This is a genomic window from Corallococcus exercitus (assembly GCF_003611585.1).
Lineage (GTDB): Bacteria > Myxococcota > Myxococcia > Myxococcales > Myxococcaceae > Corallococcus > Corallococcus exercitus.
In genome coordinates this window covers 16,248-36,009 of the sequence record NZ_RAVW01000008.1, presented here as the reverse complement: position 1 = coordinate 36,009, position 19,762 = coordinate 16,248, and the positions used below count along the sequence as shown (strand labels likewise).

Here is a 19,762-nt window from a genome sequence, read left to right as displayed (position 1 = left end):
AGGCATGTCATGGCACACCCCGAAGGGACGGAAGCGTCGGAGTATGGGCCGCCCTTGTCAGCAAGGGAGCACGGCCATGGGCCCTCGGCTCCCGGCCGTGAGCGGACCCGGGGCGGGGGACCGCTCACCGCCAGGGAAGTGGAGCTGATGAACGCGTACTGGCGCGCGTGCAACTACCTGGCGGTGGGGATGATCTACCTCCAGGACAACCCGCTGCTGCACCGGCCCCTGGTTCCGAAGGACGTGAAGCACCGGCTGCTGGGCCACTGGGGCGCGAGCCCGGCGCTCTCGTTCACCTGGGTCCACCTGAACCGGCTCATCGTGGAGCAGAACCTGGACGTCATCTTCGTGGCCGGGCCGGGCCACGGCGCCCCGGGCGTGCTCGGGCCGGCGTACCTGGAGGGCACCTATTCGGAGGTCTATCCGGACAAGAGCCAGGACGCGGAGGGGATGCGGAAGTTCTTCAAGCAGTTCTCCTTCCCCGGCCACATCGGCAGCCACGTCACCCCGGAGACGCCGGGCTCCATCCACGAAGGCGGCGAGCTGGGCTACAGCCTCTCCCACGCGTACGGCATGGCCTTCGACAACCCGGACCTCATCGTCGCCTGCGTCGTGGGTGACGGCGAGGCGGAGACGGGGCCGCTCGCGACGGCCTGGCATTCCAACAAGTTCATCAACCCCGTGCGGGATGGCGCCGTGCTGCCCATCCTGAACCTCAACGGGTACAAGATCGCCAACCCGACCATCCTCGCCCGCATCAGCCCGGAGGAGCTGGAGGCCCTGTTCGTCGGCTACGGCTACAAGCCCTACTTCGTCGAGGGCAGCGACCCGGCCCAGATGCACCAGAAGATGGCGGAGACCCTGGAGCAGGCCGTCGCGGAGATCCGCGCCCTGCAGAAGACGGCGCGGCTGACGGACACCCCGACGCGCCCCCGCTGGCCCATGATCGTCCTGCGCTCGCCCAAGGGCTGGACCGGTCCGAAGGAGCTGGACGGGCACAAGCTGGAGGGCTCCTGGCGCTCACACCAGGTCCCCTTTGGCGCCGTGCGCGAAAACCCGGCGCACCTGAAGGCGCTCGAGGACTGGATGCGCAGCTACCGGCCCGAGGAGCTGTTCGACGCGGAGGGACGGCTGATGCCGGAGCTCCGGTCGCTCGCGCCCAAGGGGCACCGGCGGATGAGCGCGAACCCCCACGCCAACGGCGGCCTGCTCCGCAAGGCGCTCAAGCTGCCGGACTTCCGCGACTACGCGGTCAAGGTCGGCACGCGCGGCACCACGCTGCATGAGAACACGAAGCCGCTCGGCGAGTTCCTGCGCGACATCATGCGCGACAATCCGACGTCCTTCCGCGTCTTCGGTCCGGACGAGACCGCCTCCAACCGGCTCCAGGCCCTCTACGAGGTGAGCGGGAAGACCTGGATGGCCAACCTGTTGCCGGAGGACGCGGACGGGGGCTACCTCGCGCGGGACGGCCGCGTCATGGAGATGCTGTCGGAGCACACGCTGCTGGGCTGGCTGGAAGGGTATCTGCTCACGGGGCGGCACGGCTTCTTCCACACGTACGAGGCGTTCGCCCACGTCGTCGACTCCATGTTCAACCAGCACGCCAAGTGGTTGGACATCAGCAAGAACCACGTGAGCTGGCGGGCGCCCGTCGCCTCGGAGAACATCCTGCTGTCCTCGACGGTATGGCGTCAGGACCACAACGGGTTCTCACATCAGGACCCGGGCTTCATCGACCTGGTGACGAACAAGTCCGGCTCGGTCACGCGCATCTACCTGCCGCCGGACGCCAACACGCTGCTGGTGGTGGCGGACCAGTGCCTGCGCAGCACCGACTGCGTCAACGTCATCGTCGCGGACAAGCAGAAGCACCTGCAGTTCACCAGCATCGACGAGGCCGTCTCCCACTGCGCCAAGGGGCTTGGCATCTGGAAGCGGGCCAGCACGGACGAGGACGCGGAGCCGGACGTCATCATGGCCTGCTGCGGCGACGTCGCGACGCAGGAGGCCCTGGCCGCCGCTTCCATCCTCCGCGCGCGCGCACCGAACCTGAAGCTGCGCTTCATCAACGTCGTCGACCTGTTCAAGCTGCAGTCGTCGGCGGACCACCCGCACGGGTCCACCCAACGTGAGTTCCAGAGCCTGTTCCCGCCGGGCAAGCCCATCATCTTCAGCTTCCACGGCTATGCCTCGCTCATCCACAAGCTCGCGTATCGCTTCATCGACCACGAAGACCTGCACGTGCATGGCTACCGGGAGAAGGGGAACATCAACACGCCCTTCGAGCTGGCGATCCTGAACGAGACGTCCCGCTTCCACCTGGTCATCGACGTCATCGACCGCGTGCCGGGGCTGTCCGTGAAGGCGGGGCACCTGAAGGAGGAGATGAAGAACGCCATCCTCGACAACCTGGCTTACGCGCACGAGCACGGCCGGGACCGGCCTGAGATCGCCGACTGGACCTGGCCGGACTGAAGGACCGCTCACGCATGGCGCGGCGGGGCGCCATGCGTGAGCCTTTGCGCTACTGCCCCAGGACGACGCGGAAGATCCGCTCGTTGCTGTTGTTGGGGATGCTGTCCTTGTCGCCCTGGTTGGTGGTGGTCATCCACAGGTTGCCGTCGGGGGTCGGCTCGACGGTACGCAGCCGGCCGTAGGTGCCCACGAAGAACTGCTGCACGTTGGTCAGGCTGGAGCCGCTGATGACCTCACGGTAGAGGCGCGTGCCGCGGGCGCAGGCCACGTAGAGGACGTCGCGCACCACCGCGATGCCGGAGCAGGAGCCCTCCGCCGTGGGGTAGGTCTGCTTCGGCGCGATGTACCCGGCCGTCGCGCAGCCGGAACCGCCCTGGGACACGGTGCCTTCGCAGTTCGGCCAGCCGTAGTTGCCGCCCTTCTGGATGAGGTTGGTCTCGTCCATCACGGAGTTGCCGAACTCCTGCTCCCAGAGGCGCCCCTGCGAGTCGAACGCCAGCCCCTGCGGGTTGCGGTGGCCGTAGCTCCACACGTAGTTGCCGAAGGGGTTGTCGGACGGAATGGTGCCGTCCGTGTTGAGCCGCAGCACCTTGCCGGCCAGGTTGTTGAGGTCCTGCGCGTACGCGCCGTTCTGCGCATCGCCGGTGGACGCGTAGAGCTTGCCGTCCGGCCCGAAGCGCAGGCGTCCGCCGTTGTGGAACTTGTTGCGGCCGATGCCCTGGAGCAGCACCTGGAGCGACGCCGTGTTCAGGGCGCCGTTCTCATACCGCAGGCGCACGATGCGGTTGTCGGTGGGGGAGGTGTGCATCACGTACAGCCACCGGTCCGTGGAGAAGGTGGGGGAGAGGGCCAGCCCCATCAGCCCGCCCTCGCCGTCGGTGCTCTGCACGTTGGGGACGGTGCCCACGGACGTCTTCTGTCCCGTCGCCGGATCCAGCCGGACGATGTCCTGCGCGTCCCGGCGGCCGTAGAGCACCGTGCCGTCCGGCAGGTTCACCAGGCCCCACGGGATGTCCGTGTCGGTGGCGACCTGGGTGACGGAGCAGACGGGGTTCGCGCAGGCCTGGCCGGTGGTGACCGTCGCGGCCAGGCTCTGGGCGGACGCGTTGCCCTGGGCGTCGCGGGCGAGCACGGCGTAGCTGTAGGCCGTGTTCGGGGACAGGCCGCTGTCGACGAAGGTCGTCCCGGGCGGCGAGCCGGTCGCGGTGCCAATCTTCACGCCTCCGCGGAACACGTCGTAGGCGGTCACGCCCACATTGTCGGTGGACGCGCTCCACGTCACGGTCACGCTGGTGCCGGAGGCGGTGGCGGTGACGCCGGTCGGAACGGTGGGCGCCTGCGTGTCCGCCTGGCACGGCGGCGGGGTGATCGAGAGCGTGGCGCTGCCCTGGGAGACATTGCCCGCCGCGTCCCGAGCATTCACATACAGGCCCCAGGTCGCGCCGGGGACCACGGTCAGCCCGGTGGACACGACCGCGCCGGAGACGGACTTCATGAGCTGGCCGTCGTGGTAGACGTCATAGAAGGCGACGCCCTCGTTGTCCGTGGACGGGGACCAGGAGAGCGTGGCCGTGTTGCACGTCACGTTGGACAGCGCGAGCCCCGTGGGCACGGTGGGGGGCTGGGCGTCGGGAGGCAGCGACCACTGCTGGTTCGTCTGGCCGTTGCAATTCCAGACGACGACCTTCGAGCTGTTGGCGGTGGCCTGGCCGGACACGTCGAGGCACAGCGCGGACGCAGTGTGGACGACCGCGCCGTTGGCGTTGCGGACCCACCGCTGATTCGCCGTCCCATCGCAGACGACGCTGACGGCCCGGGCTCCGGCGCTGGCGGTCTCCGGCTGGATGCACCGGGCGCCGTCGAACACGCGCAGCTCACCTTCGGGCGTGAACAGGAACCGTTGGTTCGCCTGCCCGTGGCAGTCATAGATATGGAGCTCCTGTCCCGGCGTCTGGCTGTTCTGCGCCACGTCGAGGCAGCGGCCGGACTGCACACCGATGAGCCGGGTGCCCGCGGTCACCGCGGCGTCCTGTGTCTGGAGTTCGGGGTCGTTCTCCGGCTTTCCTTCACAACCCACGACGGCGACCAGGAGTCCGGCCACCAGATGACGAATGTGCATTGAGAGGCTCCTTTGCATTCCTCTTCTTTCACGGAATTCAAGGAGAGCCTCAAGTGAACTCTTTGGGACGCATTCGCAGGTGTCCACCGGGCCACGTCCCCGGCGGATCCTCTCGATCACTGAGAGGTCAGGAGCCCTCCCCCTCTTCCATGGGGACGGGCTCCCGGGCCGAGCAGGCTCACTACGTGTGGCAGACCAGATACTGAGACGTGGTGGAGGCGGTGTTCACCGCGCACCACAGTGACTTGCTGGACGTGTTCCCCCATGTGTCCTTGGCGGTGACCGTGAACGGCAGCTCCGTCTGGATGGTGGTCGTGCCAGGGATGTTCCACAGCACGGACCAGGGGGCCTGGGTCAGCGTGGTGGTGAAAGCGGGCGTCACCAGCCCGCCGGTGAGGGTGACGGACTGGATGCCGCGGGGGTCGTTCACGGGCTCCGCTGAGACGAGGTACGCGCGGCGCGAGCCGTAGACCGTGAGGTTGATGGTGGGACCGGTGTTGTCCGCCGTCACCGTGCGCGTCTCCGGCGAACTGGAGACGCCGTTGATGTCCGTGCACTGGAACAGCAGCGAGGAGTCGCCGTCCGCCCGGCCCGAGGTGTCGACCACGAACTCGTAGGGCGCGGTGGTGTCCGTCTGGGTGATGACGCCGCCCTCACGCAGCTCCACGTGGTGCACCCCTTCCGTGTCCGTGCACTGCACGGTGAACTTCGGCTTCTTCGGCACGGTGTCGTCCCGGGTGATGCCCGTGATGACCGGCGGGGTGAGGTCCTTGACGAACGCCGTCTGGAAGTTCGTCGTATTGCCGCACAGGTCGCTGACGATGGCCTGGAACGTGTGCGCCCCCGCGGCCATCGCCTCCCCGAAGTCCAGCACGTAGGACGGCGTCGTGGGCTGCGCCACCAGGGTCGCGTCCACATACAGCGCATACGGATACACGAGGCCGCAGCCATCCGCCGCGCTGAAGGTCAGCCGCACCAGCGCGCCCAGCTGGGTCTTGGCGAAGCTCACCGCCGGAGACCTGCGGTCGAGCGGGGCCCCCTGGGACACGGTCGTCTTGTTGCCGAAGGCGTCCGTCACCTCCGCGATGAGGTTGTGGACCAGCGGATCCGTGGGCGTGTAGCTGGCCTGGTACGTGGTGGCGGCGTTCGTCCGCGTGGCGAACACGATGCCGTCCACCTTGAAGTCCACGCGCGCCACCGGGGAGGCGTCGCTCACCGAGACATTCACCGGGAACGGAGGCTCGTCCCCCGTGCCCACCGTCATCGTCACGCTGGGGGGCGTGTTGTCCACCTTCAAGGTGTCGTGGCGGACGGTGACGTTCATGTATTCGTCGTAGACCCGGATGACCAGGTCGTGGGTGCCATCGGTCCAGGTGGAGGTGTCCAGCGCCTGTTCGTAGGGGGGAACGAAGATGCCGTACATGAACTGGCTGCCGTCGAGGAAGTCCACGGTGCGGATGCCGGAGGTGTCCCTTGGGATGACGGTGTAGAAGGGCTGCTTCGGCGTACCGGAGCGGAGGAAGGAGAAGTCGGGTGGGGTCTTGTCCAACACGACCGTCACCGTCCTCGTGGCCAGGTTCTGCCAGTAGTCCCACGCCTGCAATTGGACCGTGTGGCTTCCACCGGCCAGCGCGGTGCCCGGGAGGGTCTGCGTGAACTGCCAGCCGGCCAGCGACTTGATCTGCGTGCCGCCGTCCAGCACCAGCCGCGGCGCGGTGGTGTACTGCCCCGGCACCTCGGCGTCGGTGATGGTGCCGGTGCACTCGATGTCCTCGAGCACCTGCCGGCAGCTCAGCGTCGTCTGCGGCGGCACGGAGTCCGGCTTGTAGCCGACGTTGATGGCCGCGAACGCGCGGGCCACGGCCAGCATCCGGGGGCCTCCCTGCACGCCGTCCCGTGTGGTCGCCGCCGCGAGCGCCGCCTGGCGGGCATCGAGGTAGTCCGAGCCCAGGGGCATCAGCTGCACCGCGAGCGCCCAGATGCGCAGCGCCTCCGCGGCCCCCACGCCGCTGAACCCTTCGGGCACCAGGGAGGAGTACCACGGGCTCTGGGGCTGGGAGCTGGCGCCATAGGCCAGCAGCAGGAACATCCGGCTCAGGGGGCCCGCGGAGAAGTGCTCGTCCGCGAAGCCGATGGAGTCGAACCACTCCGGATACATGGGCGACAGGAGGTTGCGGGACACGACGCCCGTCTCCTCGGCGACGGTGAGGTTCGAGGTCTTCACCGTCACCCCATCGATGTTCGTCGACGTGGACGACACCCGCTTCGCGTCGCGCAGCAGCTCCGTGACGAAGCCGAAGATGTCTCCCGTTCCCTCGTTCAGTCCGGCCTGCTCCGAGCCACTGGATGGAACGTCCGAGGGATCTCCGGCCAGCTCCCGGGCGAAGAAGTCATGGGCCAGCTCGTGGCCCACGACGTCGGTGGTCGTGAACGGGGTCCTGGGACTGGCATTGAGGGAGCGATAGCCGAACCGGATGGCGGGTTCGGTCTTGTCGGGGTCGTAGTAGGCGTTCTCCGCTGGGATGTGCACCCGGACGCGGAAGGCCGTGCCGTTGCCCGCCGGGCCCGCGCGCCCCAGGAAGGTCTCGTAGACGGACCAGGCCAGGCCCACGGCGTGGTAGGCGTCCACCGCCGCGGTCTCTCCGTTGGTCCCGAGCGGGCCCCCTCCGCTGTAGCGGAGCCCGTCGCCAAAAATCAGGTCCGCGCTCTGGTAGAGCTCGTAGGTGCCACTCCTTGGCGACTGGGGAACGTACGCCTCGTAGTCGTTGTTGTGCGAATCCCGCAGCCGGTTGACCTGAGCGTAGGTTTCATAGAACGCGACGAACGAGATCGGTCCCGCGTAGTAGCCCGTGCCCCGGGCCTTCTTGAACTGCCCCGCCAGGCCCGTGTGTTCGAGCGGCTCCAGACGCAACACCTCGCCGGAGCGGGCATCCACCTGCGCGCTCCACCGCCGCCGCGCGTCCCCGCCCGTGGAGAGCTTCAGCCGGTAGATGAGCCGCAGGCCCGTCACCACCCGCTCGAAGTCCTCGGCGTTCCGGAGGCCGGCGACGCGCGGCGCTGCGTCCTTGCGCAGCTGGCGCGCCTCGGTGGGCAGGAGCACGAGCCGCGCGGATTCCACCTTCGCGCTGGAGTCCCTCATCGCCGCGAGCGCGGCGTCCCGGGCCTGGGCCTCGGTGAGCCGGGCCTCCGTCTCCACGGCCCCGGTGGGCTGGAAGCGGACGTTGGAGAAGAGGGGCTGGTCCAGCACCGTCTTCGCTTCCAACCCCCAGATGGGCACGCCCCGGAAGTGGAGCGCCTGCCGCCGCCCCTGCGCGTCCGGTACCAATGACACATCCCGCGGGTCGAAGCCGCGCTCCGCCACGAGCTGCTCGGCCCGCGTCCGGGCCGGAGCCTTTTCGGGCTCCGAGGCGTCTTCCGACGACGTGGGACCACAGCTCAGACACAACAAGGCAAGGCTGCCCCGCAGCCATGAACTCAATCGCATGGAACTTCCCCCTCTGCCGGACTCGTGAAGACATCCAGCACCCGTGATTGCATGATTTACTGATTTATTGCAATCCCACCCACGGCGCGCGGCGACGGTCCCTCAGACGGAGGCGAAGAGGTCCCGGGCCACCAGCAGCATCGCGTCGGCTTCGCGGAGCGCGAAGGTCGTGTCCGTGAGACGGGCGGATTCGATGCGGTCCAGCCGCAGGATGCGGACGGCGTCACGGAGGTGGTCCCAGACGAGCAGGTACCAGGCGGGCCACGCCAGCATCAGGTAATGGGGCTCGACGACCCGCGTCGTCCGTTCTCGCGCGGACCGGTAGACGACCTCGAGGGTGCGCTGCTCGAAGAAGCCGTCCTGCACGAGCCCCAGGACGGCCGGACGCGGATTCTCCCAGGTGTCCGAGACCCGCTGCGACGCGAGCGGGCCGTGGAGGATGCGGCGGCGCAGACGGTTGATCCGGATCCGTTCCTCCGGAGGGAAGGCCATCGCGAGCTTCTGTCGCAGGCCCTTGAGGCTCGACAGGAGCAGGGGAGAGCGCATGCGCTCACCAATCGCCAGCGCCAGGAGCAGGTCGAGCGCCTCGCGGTGGTTGAGCTGGAGCCGCCCCAGCCCGACGCGGGCCGGCACCCGAACGCCGCCGCCGCGGCCCCGCTCGGCTTCAATGGGAACGCCGCGAGCCGCGAGCCGTGCCATGTCCCTGCGCAGGGTGCGCAGGCTGACGCCCAGTTCCGCGGCAAGTCCAGGGCCGTTCCAGCTCCGCTGGGAGGCAAGCAGGCCCAGGAGCCGGTCCAGGCGCTCGCTGACGCTCTCGTGGGTCTCTTTCATCAAAGGTGTCACAGGCTGTCACCATTCCGCGGACAGTCAAGGCACTGCGAACCACCGCAGCCACTCAACGCAGACGGGAGTCACGATGAAGATCGCACTGGTGGGAGCCACGGGAAACGTCGCGGGGCGTGCCCTGGAGACGCTTGTCCATGCGGGAGCGCAGGCGGTCGCACTGGTCCGCCACCCGGAGAAGCTGCCGGAGTCCCTCCGCTCCCGGGTCCAGGTGGAGCAGGGGGCCCTGGAGGATGGCGCCTTCGTGGCCCGTGCGACCCGTGGCGCCGACGCCTTGCTCTGGCTGACGCCGACGACCTTCGGCGCCCAGGACTTCAGGGCCTACACCCTGGACCTGGCACGCAACGCGGTGCGGGCCATCCAGGAGAACACGCTTCAGCGCGTGGTCTTCGTGTCGAGCCACGGCGCGGACCGTCCAGGCCTGGGCCATGTCTCCTTCGCGGGCGAGGTGGAGAAGCTGCTCGAGGCAGCCGCGCCGCACACCGTGTCGCTGCGGTCCGCGGGCTTCATGGAGAACCTCCTCGCGTCGGTGGAGACGGTGAAGGACGGACGGCTCTTCACCCTGCTCCCTCCTGACAAGAAGTACCCCCTGGTGGCCACGCGCGATGTCGGGGACGTGGCCGCCCGGTGGCTGCTGGACTCCACCTGGACGGGCCACCACCACCGGGGCGTGCACGGGCCCGAGGACCTGAGCGCGAACGAGCTGGCGGGCATCCTGGGGCGCGTGCTCGGAAGGCCCGTGCGGTGCCAGCAGGCTCCGGCCGAAACCCTCCGCCACGACTTCATGATGCGTGGGATGAGCCCCTCCGTCGCCGAAGCCTACGCCCAGATGTTCCGGGGCTTCGGCCAGCAGGACTACCGGCCCACGGAGCCACGCACCGGGGAGACGACGACGCCCACGACCTTCGAGTCGTTCGCGCGCGAGAGCCTGGCGCCCCGGATCCGCGCTACTTCTTCGCGCCCCGGCCCTTGAGCACCTTCTGGCCCAGGGTGAAGAGCACCACCAGCACGGCCCCCGCGCCCAGGCCCACCGCGGCGTTGAGCAGCATGGGGGCGAGCCCGCCCAGGACGCTGCCCACGCCGGGCACGCGTCCGGCCCAGGCGGTGAAGGACTCCTCCGCGTGGTGCAGGGTGGAGACGCCGTGCACGAGGATGCCGCCGCCCACCAGGAACATGGCCGCCGTCCCCGCCACGGAGAGGAACTTCATCAGCCACGGCGCCGCGCGGAGGATGCTCGCGCCCAGGCCTCGCGCGAAGCCTCCGCCCTTGCGGCTGAGGTAGAGCCCCGCGTCGTCCAGCTTCACGATGCCCGCGACAAGCCCGTACACGCCCACCGTCATGATGAGGGCGATGCCCACCATCACCGTGACGCGGGTGGCGAAGTCCGCCGTCGCCACCGTGCCCAGCGTGATGGCGATGATCTCCGCGGAGAGGATGAAGTCAGTGCGCACCGCGCCCTTGATCTTGTCCTTCTCCAGCGCCACCGGATCCACGTTCGGGTTCGTCAGCACCTCGCGCAGCTCGGCGTGGTGCGCGTCATCCTCTTCCTTGCTGTGCAGGAACTTGTGCGCCAGCTTCTCGAAGCCCTCGAAGCAGAGGAACGCGCCGCCCACCATCAGCAGCGGCGTCACCAGCCAGGGCGCCAGCGCGCTGATGGCCAGCGCCGCCGGCACCAGGATGGCCTTGTTGACGAACGAGCCCTTCGCCACCGCCCACACCACGGGCAGCTCGCGGTCCGCGTTCACGCCCGTGACCTGCTCCGCGTTGAGCGCCAGGTCGTCTCCCAGCACGCCCGCCGTCTTCTTCGCCGCCACCTTCGTCAGGATGGAGACGTCATCCAGGATGGTGGCGATGTCGTCGATGAGCGCAATCAGGCTGCTGCCTGCCATGGAGGTCTTCCGGTAGGAGAAGGGTGAAGTCGTTTACGGGCCTGCGGGATTAGCACAGCTGGGGGGGCCGTGCTCCAGCGACCGGAGGTCAGCCTTCCGGGGGCACGTCCAGCGGCAGCACCGTGGTGAAGGTGGCGCCGCCGCCCTCCGTGCGTTCCAGGTGGATGCTGCCCCCGTGGGCCTCCGCGATGTGGCGGGCCATCCACAGGCCCACCCCGAAGCCGCCGTGGTGGTTCGCGGGGACCGCGCGCTCGAAGCGCCCGAAGACGCGCTCCTGGTCCTCCTGGCCGACCCCGTCGCCATGGTCCCGGACCGCCAGGCTCACCCGGCCCGCCGCGCGCGCCACGCGGACCTCCACGGGCCTGCCCGTCCCGAACTTGAGGGCGTTGTCCACGAGGCTGTCCAGCAGCTGCTCCAGCCTCGCGCGGTCGAAGCGCCCCACCACCGGCAGGGGCGCCTCCAGGGTGAGGACGCAGTCCGCGCGAAGGGCCCTCTCCCGCGACCGCGCCACGACGCTGGCCGCGAGCCGCGCCAGGTCCACCTCCTCGCGTGAGAGGTCCAGCGGTCCGGTGACGAACTCCGACACGTCGACCAGCTGCTCCACCAGGCGCGCCAGGCGCTGGAGGTGCTTCTCCGTCGTCCGCGCCTTGCCCCGGGTGGCCTCCGGCGTCACGTCCGCGTCCGGGACGTCCAGGCTCCGCACCAGGGACTGGACGTTGAGCGACAGGGCGCTCACGGGCGTGCGCAGCTCGTGGCTGACCAGCCGGAGGAACTCGTCCCGCGTCCGCAGGGACTCGCGCAGCGAATCCTTCTCCACCTCGTTGCGGGCCACCTCCCGGCGCACGCGGGCCATGTCCAGCTGGGTGCGCACCCGCACCAGCAGCTCGCGCGCGGAGAAGGGCTTGACCAGGTAGTCATCCGCGCCGCTCTTCAGGCCCTCCACCGTGGCCTCGTCGCCCGCGCGCGCGGACAGCAGGATGATGGGGATGGCGCGCGTGCGCTCGTCGGCGCGCAGCGCGCGCACCAGGCCGAATCCGTCCAGCACCGGCATCATCACGTCGGAGAGGATGAGGTCCGGCGGCCGGACGCGCGCCTGCTCCAGCGCCTCCTGCCCGTTCCGGGCGGTCTCCACGTGCGGGAAGCCGTGCTTGAGCAACCCCGTGACGTAGGCGCGCAGGTCCGCGTTGTCGTCCACGAGCAGGATGCGGGAGCGCGCGAGTTCCGGAGGGGCTTCCGGCGAAAGGGGCTCGGGCGTGAGGTCGTCGCCGAGGGCGTCCGGGGCGATGCCGTCCGTGGCCCAGCGGCGCGCCTCCTCGACGAAGAGGGCGGCGCCCGTGGGCACCGGGCCGGGCCGCAGGGTGCGCTCGACGCGCTCCGGGGGCAGGTGGGCCGTCCCCCGGGGCAGCCGCACGGTGAAGGTGGTGCCCTGGCCCAGCTGGCTCGTCACTCCGACGCCGCCCCCGTGCAGCTTCACCAGCTCCTGCACCAGCGCCAGGCCAATGCCCGTCCCCTCGTGGCTGCGGCCCTGGGTGACGCGGACGCGGTAGAAGCGCTCGAAGACGCGCGGGAGTTCCTGCTCGGGGATGCCCACCCCCGTGTCCTGGACGCGCAGGACGGCCTGCGCGTCCTCCCACCGCAGGCTCACGCGGATCTCCCCGTGGTACGTGTACTTCACCGCGTTGGAGAGCAGGTTGAGGACAACCTTCTCCCACATCTCCGGGTCCACGTAGACGGGCTCGGGCAGGGGCGGGCAGTCCACCTCCAGCCGCAGGCCCGCGCTCTCCACCGCGGACTGGAAGGCGCTCGCGAGGCTCGTGGTGAAGGCGGCCAGGTCCACGGGCGCGTAGCGGGCCTGGGCCCGTCCCGCCTCCATGCGGGAGAAGTCCAGCAGCGTGTTGACCATCTTGAAGAGCCGCAGGGCGTTGCGGCGCACCAGCTCCAGCGGCTCTCCCTCCAGCGCCTTTGGCGTCTTCGTCAGCGCGTCCTCGACGGGCCCGAGGATGAGCGTGAGCGGCGTGCGGAACTCGTGGCTGACATTGCTGAAGAACGCCGTCTTCGCCGCGTCCAGCCGGGCCAGCTCCTCCGCCCGCTGCTTCTCCTCTTCGTAGGCGCGGGCGCTGGAGATGCTGGCGGCCAGCTGCCGCGCCAGCAGTTGCAGGAAGCCCCGGTACTCGTCGTCCAGCGCGCGCAGCGGGCTCAGGCCCGCCACCAGCACCGCCAGGGTGTCGGTGTCCGCGCCCATGGGCACCGGGAGGAGGAGCGCGCGCGTCGTGGGCTCGGGCCAGGGGCCGCCGGGAAGGGGGCCGAAGCGCTGGGCCAGGTCCTCCAGCAGGACCTCCTGCCGCGTCCCCGTGACGCTCGCCAGGGGCCAGGACGGCGTGTCGCCCGCCGCCAGCGTCACGGGCGCGGCGGCCGTCCCGCGCTCCAGGCCCGCGCAGCTGACCAGGCGCGCCTGATCCGCCTTCACCCGGTAGAGCAGCGCGAAGGGCACGTCGTGCGCCGCCTGCGCGAGGACGGCCTCCAGCGAGCGGAAGATGCCCTCGACCGTCTTGTCCAGCGCCGTGCGGATGGACAGCTCCCGGAGGATGGCCAGCCGGCGGTCCCCCACCACCTGCCGCGTCGTCTCGCTCGCGATGGCGAACATGCCGACGATCTCTCCCGACTCGCCGATGGTCGGGTTGTAGGACCAGGTGAAGTAGGACTCCTCCCGCAGGCCGCCGGGGCGGCGTGCGAAGTTGACGTTCCCGTCCACGATGTAGATGGGCTCACCCGTGTCCTGGGCGCGCTGGATCAACGGGCCCAGCTGTCCCCACTCCTCGACCAGCGCCTCGCTGCCGCGCGCGCCCAGCGTCTGGGGATGCTTCGCGCCCAGGATGGGCCGGAACGGGTCGTTGTAGAGCATCCGCAGCTCGGGACCCCAGAAGAGGATGATGGGGTAGGGCGAGCGCAGCATCGTGCTGACGGACGTGCGCAGGGACTGGGGCCACTGCTCGGGCGTGCCCAGCGAGTTGGTGGACCAGTCGTGGGCCCGCATCATGGCGCCCATGTCGCCGCCCTGCTGGAGGAAGGGCTCCTCCGAGGCCGGTCGCGCGGACGGCGTGGACTCCGGGGCGGGAGCGCGCGGGGCCGGTGCTGCGGCGGCCCGGGGCCGCTGTTCGCGCGGAAGGGTGATGTGGAAGGCGGTGCCCCGGCCCTGCTCGCTCTCCACCCAGACGTGTCCGCCGTGGCTCTCCACGATGCCCTTCGTGATGGAGAGACCCAGGCCATGACCGTCGCGCCGCCGCTGCGACGCGTGCCAGTAGCGGTCGAAGAGGTGCGGCTGCACGCTGGCGGGGATGCCCGGGCCGGTGTCCGCCACGGTGAAGCGCAGGTCGTCCGTGCCGGGCTCGCTCCCCACCCGCAGCAGGAGGCTGCCCCCGGCGGGGGTGAACTTCAGCGCGTTGGACAGCAGGTTCCCGAGCGCCTGGAGGAGGCGCTCCCGGTCGCACCACAGGGTGAGCCCGGGCTCCTGCTCCACGACGAGGCCCAGGCCCTTCTGCGCCGCCTGGGGCTCGAAGAGCTCCCGGGCATCGCGCAGCAGCGCCTCCACCGGCTGCGGGCGGACTTCGATGGCGAGCGTGCCCGTGTCGATGCTCGCCAGGTCGAGCAGGTCCTCGATGAGCCGGTTCATCCGGTCCACGGAGCGGCGGATGGCGTCGGCCTGCTTGCGCGCGCGCGCGGTCGCCTCGGATTCGGGCGGCAGCCGCTGGAGCAGCTCCGTGGCGGCGCGGATGGCGGTCAGGGGCGAGCGCAGGTCATGGCTGACGACGGCGAGCGTCTCCTCGCGCAGGCGCGTGGCGCGGCGGGACTCCTCCAGCAGCCGCTCGGCCTCCGCCACGTGCGCGCGCTCCGCGAGCAGTGCCTCCTGACGCAGCCGCGCGACCGTGAGCTGGGCGTTGACGCGGGCGATGAGCTCGTTCGCGGAGAAGGGCTTGACCAGGTAGTCGTCCGCGCCGCTGTCGAGCCCCGCGATGGTGGCCTCCTCGCCCGCGCGCGCGGACAGCAGGATGATGGGGATGGCGCGCGTGCGCTCGTCGGTGCGCAGGGCCTGGACCAGCTGCAGGCCATTCACCCCCGGCATCATCACGTCGGAGAGGATGAGGTCGGGCGGCCGGGCGAGCGCGGCGGCGAGCGCGGCCCCTCCCTCGTTCACCGCCTCCACGCTCCACCGGGGCTCCAGCAGCCGGGTGAGGTAGACGCGCATGTCCGCGTTGTCGTCCACCACCAGGATGCGGGTGTCCGCGTGGGCGGTGGACCGCGGCGCGACGGGCTCGGGCCCGCTCCACTGGGAGAGCTCCGCGAGGAACGCACCGGGGCCGATGCCGGTGGACGGGAGCGCCGGCTCCTTCGCGCCCGGCTTCTGGGGCAGGTGCGCGGAGCCTGTGGGCAGCAGGACGTGGAAGGTGCTCCCCTGGCCGAGCGTGCTGGTCACCGTCACGCGTCCGCCGTGCAGGTGCACCAGCTCCTGCACCAGCGCCAGGCCGATGCCGGTGCCCTCGTGGCTGCGCCCCCGGGCGCCCTCCACGCGGTGGAAGCGCTCGAAGACGCGGGGCAGCTCCTCCTCCGGGATGCCAATGCCCGTGTCCTGGACGGTGAGCTCCACCTGCTCGCCGAGCCACTTCAGCGCGAGGCGGATCTCCCCCGTGAAGGTGAACTTGAAGGCGTTGGAGAGGAGGTTGAGGACAACCTTCTCCCACAGGGAGGGGTCCACGTAGACGGGCTCTGGAAGCGCCGGACAGTCCACGCGCAGCGTGAGCCCGGCGGCGGTCGCCGCGGAGTCGAAGTTGCTCGCGAGGTCCACGGTGAGCGCGGAGAGGTCCGTGGGGACGAAGGACACCCGGGCGCGCCCCGCCTCCAGGCGCGCGAAGTCGAGCAGCGTGTTGACCAGCTTCTGCAGGCGCAGGCCGTTGCGGCGCACCAGCTCCTGGCGCTCGCGCTGCGCCGGAGGCAGGGGCTGCCGCGCATCCGCGAGCCCGTCCTCGATGGGGCCCAGCATCAGGGTCAGCGGCGTGCGGAACTCGTGGCTCACGTTGCTGAAGAAGGCCGTCTTCGCGCGGTCCAGCTCCGCCAGGGCCTCCGCCCGCTTCTTCTCCTCCTCGTAGGCGCGGGCGTTGCCGAGCGCCGTGGCGATGTGGTCCGCCACCAGCCCCAGGAACCCGCGGTAGTCGTCGTCCGGGGCGCGCCTCGCGCTCACGCCCGCCACGAGGAAGCCATAGGGGTGCTCGGCGCCGGCCCGCGTGATGGGGAAGAGCCACGCCGTGCGGGGAGACTCCGGCCACCTCCCGCCGGGCAGCGGCCCGAAGCGCGCCTGCACGTCCGGGACGAACCTCGGCCCCTGGGCTTCGGTCGCCTCCGCGAAGGGCCACGCGGCGCTGGCCGCGTCCGTGCCGAAGAGCGCGGCGGGCGTGGCGGTGTCCTGCCCCCAGCCCGTCATCGCCACCAGCTCCAGGCCCGGGCCCGCGTCGCCCTGGCGGTACAGCAGGGCGAAGGGGATGTCGAAGCCGTTGGTCTCCAGCGCGGCCGCCGCTTCACGCCAGGCGTCCTGTTCGCGCTTCACCGCGCCCACCCGTGCCGCCAGGTCCCGCAGCGTCCGCAGCCGCCGCTCGCCCAGCACCCGGCCGGTGGTCTCCGTGAGGGTGACCAGCACGCCCCCGACGCCGCCGGACTCATCCCGGATGGGGCTGTAGGAGTAGGTGAAGTAGCACTCCTCGAGGTAGCCGTTGCGGTCCAGCGGCAGCATCCAGTCCACGGAGCCGACCGCCGTGCCCTGTCTCACGCCCTCGAACATCGGGCCGATGATGTGCCAGCTCTCCGCGAACGTGCTCTGCGCGCTGTGGCCCATGGCGGCCGGGTGCTTCGTCGCGCCCAGCACCGGCCGGTAGCCGTCGTTGTAGAACTGGACCAACTGGGGCCCCCACGCGATGTACATGGGGAAGCGCGACTCCAGCAGGATGCTCACCGCCGTGCGCAGGGACTGGGGCCACGTCCCGGGCGCTCCCACGGGGGTCCGCGTCCAGTCGATGGAGCGCATGAGCGCGCCCATCTCGCCTCCGCCTTCGAGCACCGCCACTGCTTCGCGGCGGTGCACTTCCGACGTCTCGGGGTCGCTGGGGGCCGTCGCGCTCGTGCGGGTCGAGGAGCTCATCGAGAGCGTTCGTTAGCACACGCGAAAATGGGCCGAGCGGAGCGTGTGAAACGAAGGTTGTCCCCTCGACGCAGGTTCCGGAAGGCGACCGTCCGGAAGCCCTCGCTGACGGCGGCTGCTCGCGTGCCCTCCATCAGGGCGAGCGGGCGTCCAGCGTCTCCGCCGGGGACACGGCGGGCACCGCTCCAGCGCCTAGGTGCGCGGGGTTCCCCGGCGCGCGGCGTCAACGCTCCAGATGCCCGAGCCGCGCGTGGCGATGTAGAGGAACACGAAGCAGTAGAGCGCCGCGAGCTCGCCCTGGTTCACGAGGGGGATGACGTTGCCCCCGTGGGACGCCACGTGCCCCAGGAAGAAGGCGACCGCCATCGTGCCGCTGGCGATGAACGCCGCGGGGCCGGCGAACAGCCCGAGCGCGACGAGTGCGCCGCCCAGGAACTCGATGGTTCCCGCGCCGTAGACGACGAACGGCGGCGCCCCCGGGGGCACACCGCCGAACAGGCCGAAGAGCTTCTGCAGACCGTGCTGCATGAACATCAGTCCGGTCGCGATCCGGAGCAGCGCGTAGATGCGTTCAGCGTGGGGCCGCAGGAAACCCATGACGTCCTCCGAGCGTAAAGACGCGCGCAGTGTACGGCGGCCCCGCCCGGGGCAAGCGCACCCGGGGCGCGTGCCCGGTGATGGGGATGCCCGGCGTCAGTACGTGAACAGATGCCTTGGGCCACGGCTGGCCGCGCCGGGCTGCCCATGACCTGGAGGCACATGCGTCAGGAGTTGGCGGCCAGCAGCTGGTTCCGCGCGATGTCGATGATTTCGAGCAGGGCGATGCTGCGCTCGAGCGGATGCAGCGGGGACTCCCTGTGTCCCTCCGCGATGTGACGTGCGACCGCCACGGCCTGCCAGGCCAGACCCTCGCTGCCGTGGAGGCCGGAGGGGTCGGTCCAGCGCAGCCGCTGATCCGACCGCGCCGCCTTCAGCGTGAAGCCGCCGGGCGTGAAGAAGCGTGAGTCGAGCTGGAGTCGCGCGTGTGTCCCCGCGATGACGGCCTCCTGGGGCGTCTCCGCGAAGAGGGTGGTGTGCAGCAGTGCCTGGGCACCCCGTGGGTAGGTGAGGACGAGCGCTGCCTGCCCATCCACCCCGGTCTGGGTGAGGGAGCCCATGGCGTGCACGTGCGGGGGCGGGCCCAGCGCGAAGTGCGCGAGCCAGATGGGATAGATGCCGATGTCGAGCAGGGCGCCCCCGCCGAGCGCGGGGTTGAAGACGCGGCCTTCGGGGTCGAAGTCGAAGCGGCCCCCGAAGTCCGCGGTGACGAGCCGGATGTCCCCCAGCACCCCGTCGCGCAGGAGCCGTTCGATGAGCAGCGTCTGGGGGAGGAAGCGAGACCACAGGGCCTCCATGGCGAAGACGCCCGCGGCGCGAGCGGCCCGGGCGATGTCGCGGGCCTCGGCGGCGCTGAGCGCGAGCGGCTTCTCCACGAGGACGTGCTTGCCGGCGGAGATGGCGAGCAGGGCCTGGCGCTTGTGCTCGCTGTGGGGAGACGCCACGTAGACGATGTCGACGTCAGGGTCGGCGACGAGCTGTTCGTAGGACCCGTGGACGCGCGAGATGCCGTATTGCGAGGCGAAGCGTGAGGCGCGCTCGGGGTCGCGCGAGGCGACCGCGTGGACGCGCTGGTCGGTGTGTTGATGCAGCGCCCAGACGAAGCCCCCCGCGATCCGGCCGGGCGCGAGCACGCCCCAGCGCAGTACGGGACCTCCGCGCAAGGGGATGGCTTCGACGGCGGGGAGGGCGGTCGGGAAGGAGCTCACGGCGCTGAATCTAGCCGTCAGGCTCGGGTCCCCGTCACACCCGTCGGCGCAGCGGCTCCCGGGCGGAAAGCCAGGACGCGGGAATGGAGGAGTGCCCCGCGCTGAGGGCGACGATTCCCCCCACGATGGCGCAGGTGGTGTCCCGGTCTCCGAAGCCGGCCACGGTGCACCAGAGGGCCTCCTCGAAGGAGCCGAGGTGTCTTGCCGCGCACCACACGGCGAAGGGCACGGTGTCCTCGGAGATGACCTTCTGCCCGCTGCCCAGCGTGCGCGCCGCGGAGGAGGGACTGGCCTCCAGCGGCCAGGCCCGGGCCTTCTCCAATCCCTGACGCGTGGCTCCGGAGGGCGTGCAGTCCAGCACCGTGTCGAAGAGCTCCATCGCGGAGCCGCGGGCTTGCTGCCACTGGCAGGCCCACGCGGCGGCGACCGCGATGGCGATGGCGCCCGCCTGTCCCTCCGGGTGCAGGTGGGTCACCTCCGCGGACGCGCGCGCTTCCGCCACCACCCGGGTCAGGTCTCCCGCGAAGTACGCCCCCAGGGGCGCCACGCGCATGGCCGCGCCGTTGCCCATGGAGCCCTGGCCCTCGAAGACCTCCGCGGACACTTCACGCCAGGGCAGCCCGAGCCCCAGCTTCCACAGGATGTCGTGCGCGGTGGCGCCATAGCCGCGGTTCTTGTCGCGGCGGTAGCGCTTCGCGAGGAGGTCCGCGAGCGCGTCCTGGTGGACGTGGCCGTGGTCCTCCAGCACCTGGACCAGGGACAGCGTCATCTCCGTATCGTCGGTGTATGTCCATGGCGAGCGGGGCAGCAGCCGCTGCTCCACCCAGGGCTGCACGCGCTCGTGCGGGCCGAAGAACCGCTCGCCAAAGGCATCACCGACGGACACGCCGTCCAGCGAGACGAGGGCGCGAGCCATCCGCGCCGCGGCGTCCATCGGCTTGCGTGGGGGAGCGCTCACGC

10 protein-coding genes are annotated in these 19,762 nt (G+C 70.5%); 2 read left to right on the top strand and 8 right to left on the bottom strand.

All coding sequences use genetic code 11. From position 1 onward, the window contains the following. The first annotated feature begins 9 nt into the window (after positions 1-9). Positions 10-2,478, top strand: a complete 2,469-nt coding sequence (locus tag D7W79_RS01945; protein ID WP_120523614.1) for a phosphoketolase family protein — start codon at positions 10-12, stop codon at positions 2,476-2,478. Between the two features lie 49 nt (positions 2,479-2,527). On the opposite strand, the gene D7W79_RS01940 is transcribed toward D7W79_RS01945, so the two are convergent. The 3 genes from D7W79_RS01940 to D7W79_RS01930 form a co-directional block, all read right to left on the bottom strand. After that, complete coding sequence (locus D7W79_RS01940; RefSeq protein ID WP_120523613.1) at positions 2,528-4,597, bottom strand: PQQ-dependent sugar dehydrogenase; 2,070 nt, start codon at positions 4,595-4,597, stop codon at positions 2,528-2,530. 181 nt (positions 4,598-4,778) lie between these two features. Next, positions 4,779-8,081, bottom strand: coding sequence for an Ig-like domain-containing protein (locus tag D7W79_RS01935; RefSeq protein WP_120523612.1), 3,303 nt, complete (start codon positions 8,079-8,081; stop codon positions 4,779-4,781). 102 nt (positions 8,082-8,183) lie between these two features. Continuing rightward, positions 8,184-8,912 carry a helix-turn-helix transcriptional regulator gene (locus D7W79_RS01930; protein WP_120523611.1) on the bottom strand — a complete coding sequence of 243 codons (729 nt, stop codon included), beginning with the start codon at positions 8,910-8,912 and terminating at the stop codon, positions 8,184-8,186. Positions 8,913-8,997: 85 nt separating this feature from the next. Here D7W79_RS01930 and D7W79_RS01925 point away from each other — a divergent pair, with 85 nt between their 5' ends. Further along, entirely contained in the window at positions 8,998-9,897 is a 900-nt protein-coding gene (locus D7W79_RS01925) for an NmrA family NAD(P)-binding protein (protein ID WP_120523610.1), read from the top strand. Here the strand turns inward: D7W79_RS01925 and D7W79_RS01920 are convergent. From D7W79_RS01920 to D7W79_RS01900, 5 genes are all read right to left on the bottom strand, one after another. Continuing rightward, entirely contained in the window at positions 9,872-10,813 is a 942-nt protein-coding gene (locus D7W79_RS01920; protein ID WP_120523609.1) for a DUF808 domain-containing protein, read from the bottom strand. The genes D7W79_RS01925 and D7W79_RS01920 overlap by 26 nt on opposite strands. Positions 10,814-10,901: 88 nt before the next feature. Further along, complete coding sequence (locus tag D7W79_RS01915; RefSeq protein WP_439099167.1) at positions 10,902-16,997, bottom strand: ATP-binding protein; 6,096 nt, start codon at positions 16,995-16,997, stop codon at positions 10,902-10,904. A gap of 192 nt (positions 16,998-17,189) precedes the next feature. Beyond that, the gene (locus tag D7W79_RS01910) at positions 17,190-17,594 is read right to left on the bottom strand and encodes a DoxX family protein (RefSeq protein WP_120523608.1); all 405 of its coding nucleotides are present in this window, start codon (positions 17,592-17,594) and stop codon (positions 17,190-17,192) included. A 167-nt stretch (positions 17,595-17,761) separates the two neighbouring features. Then, positions 17,762-18,802: a Gfo/Idh/MocA family protein gene (locus tag D7W79_RS01905; protein ID WP_120523607.1), complete on the bottom strand. Its 1,041-nt coding sequence runs from the start codon at positions 18,800-18,802 to the stop codon at positions 17,762-17,764. Positions 18,803-18,836: 34 nt separating this feature from the next. Further along, on the bottom strand, positions 18,837-19,760 hold the full coding sequence (locus D7W79_RS01900; RefSeq protein ID WP_208729613.1) for an ADP-ribosylglycohydrolase family protein: 924 nt from the start codon (positions 19,758-19,760) through the stop codon (positions 18,837-18,839). Positions 19,761-19,762 lie beyond the last annotated feature (2 nt).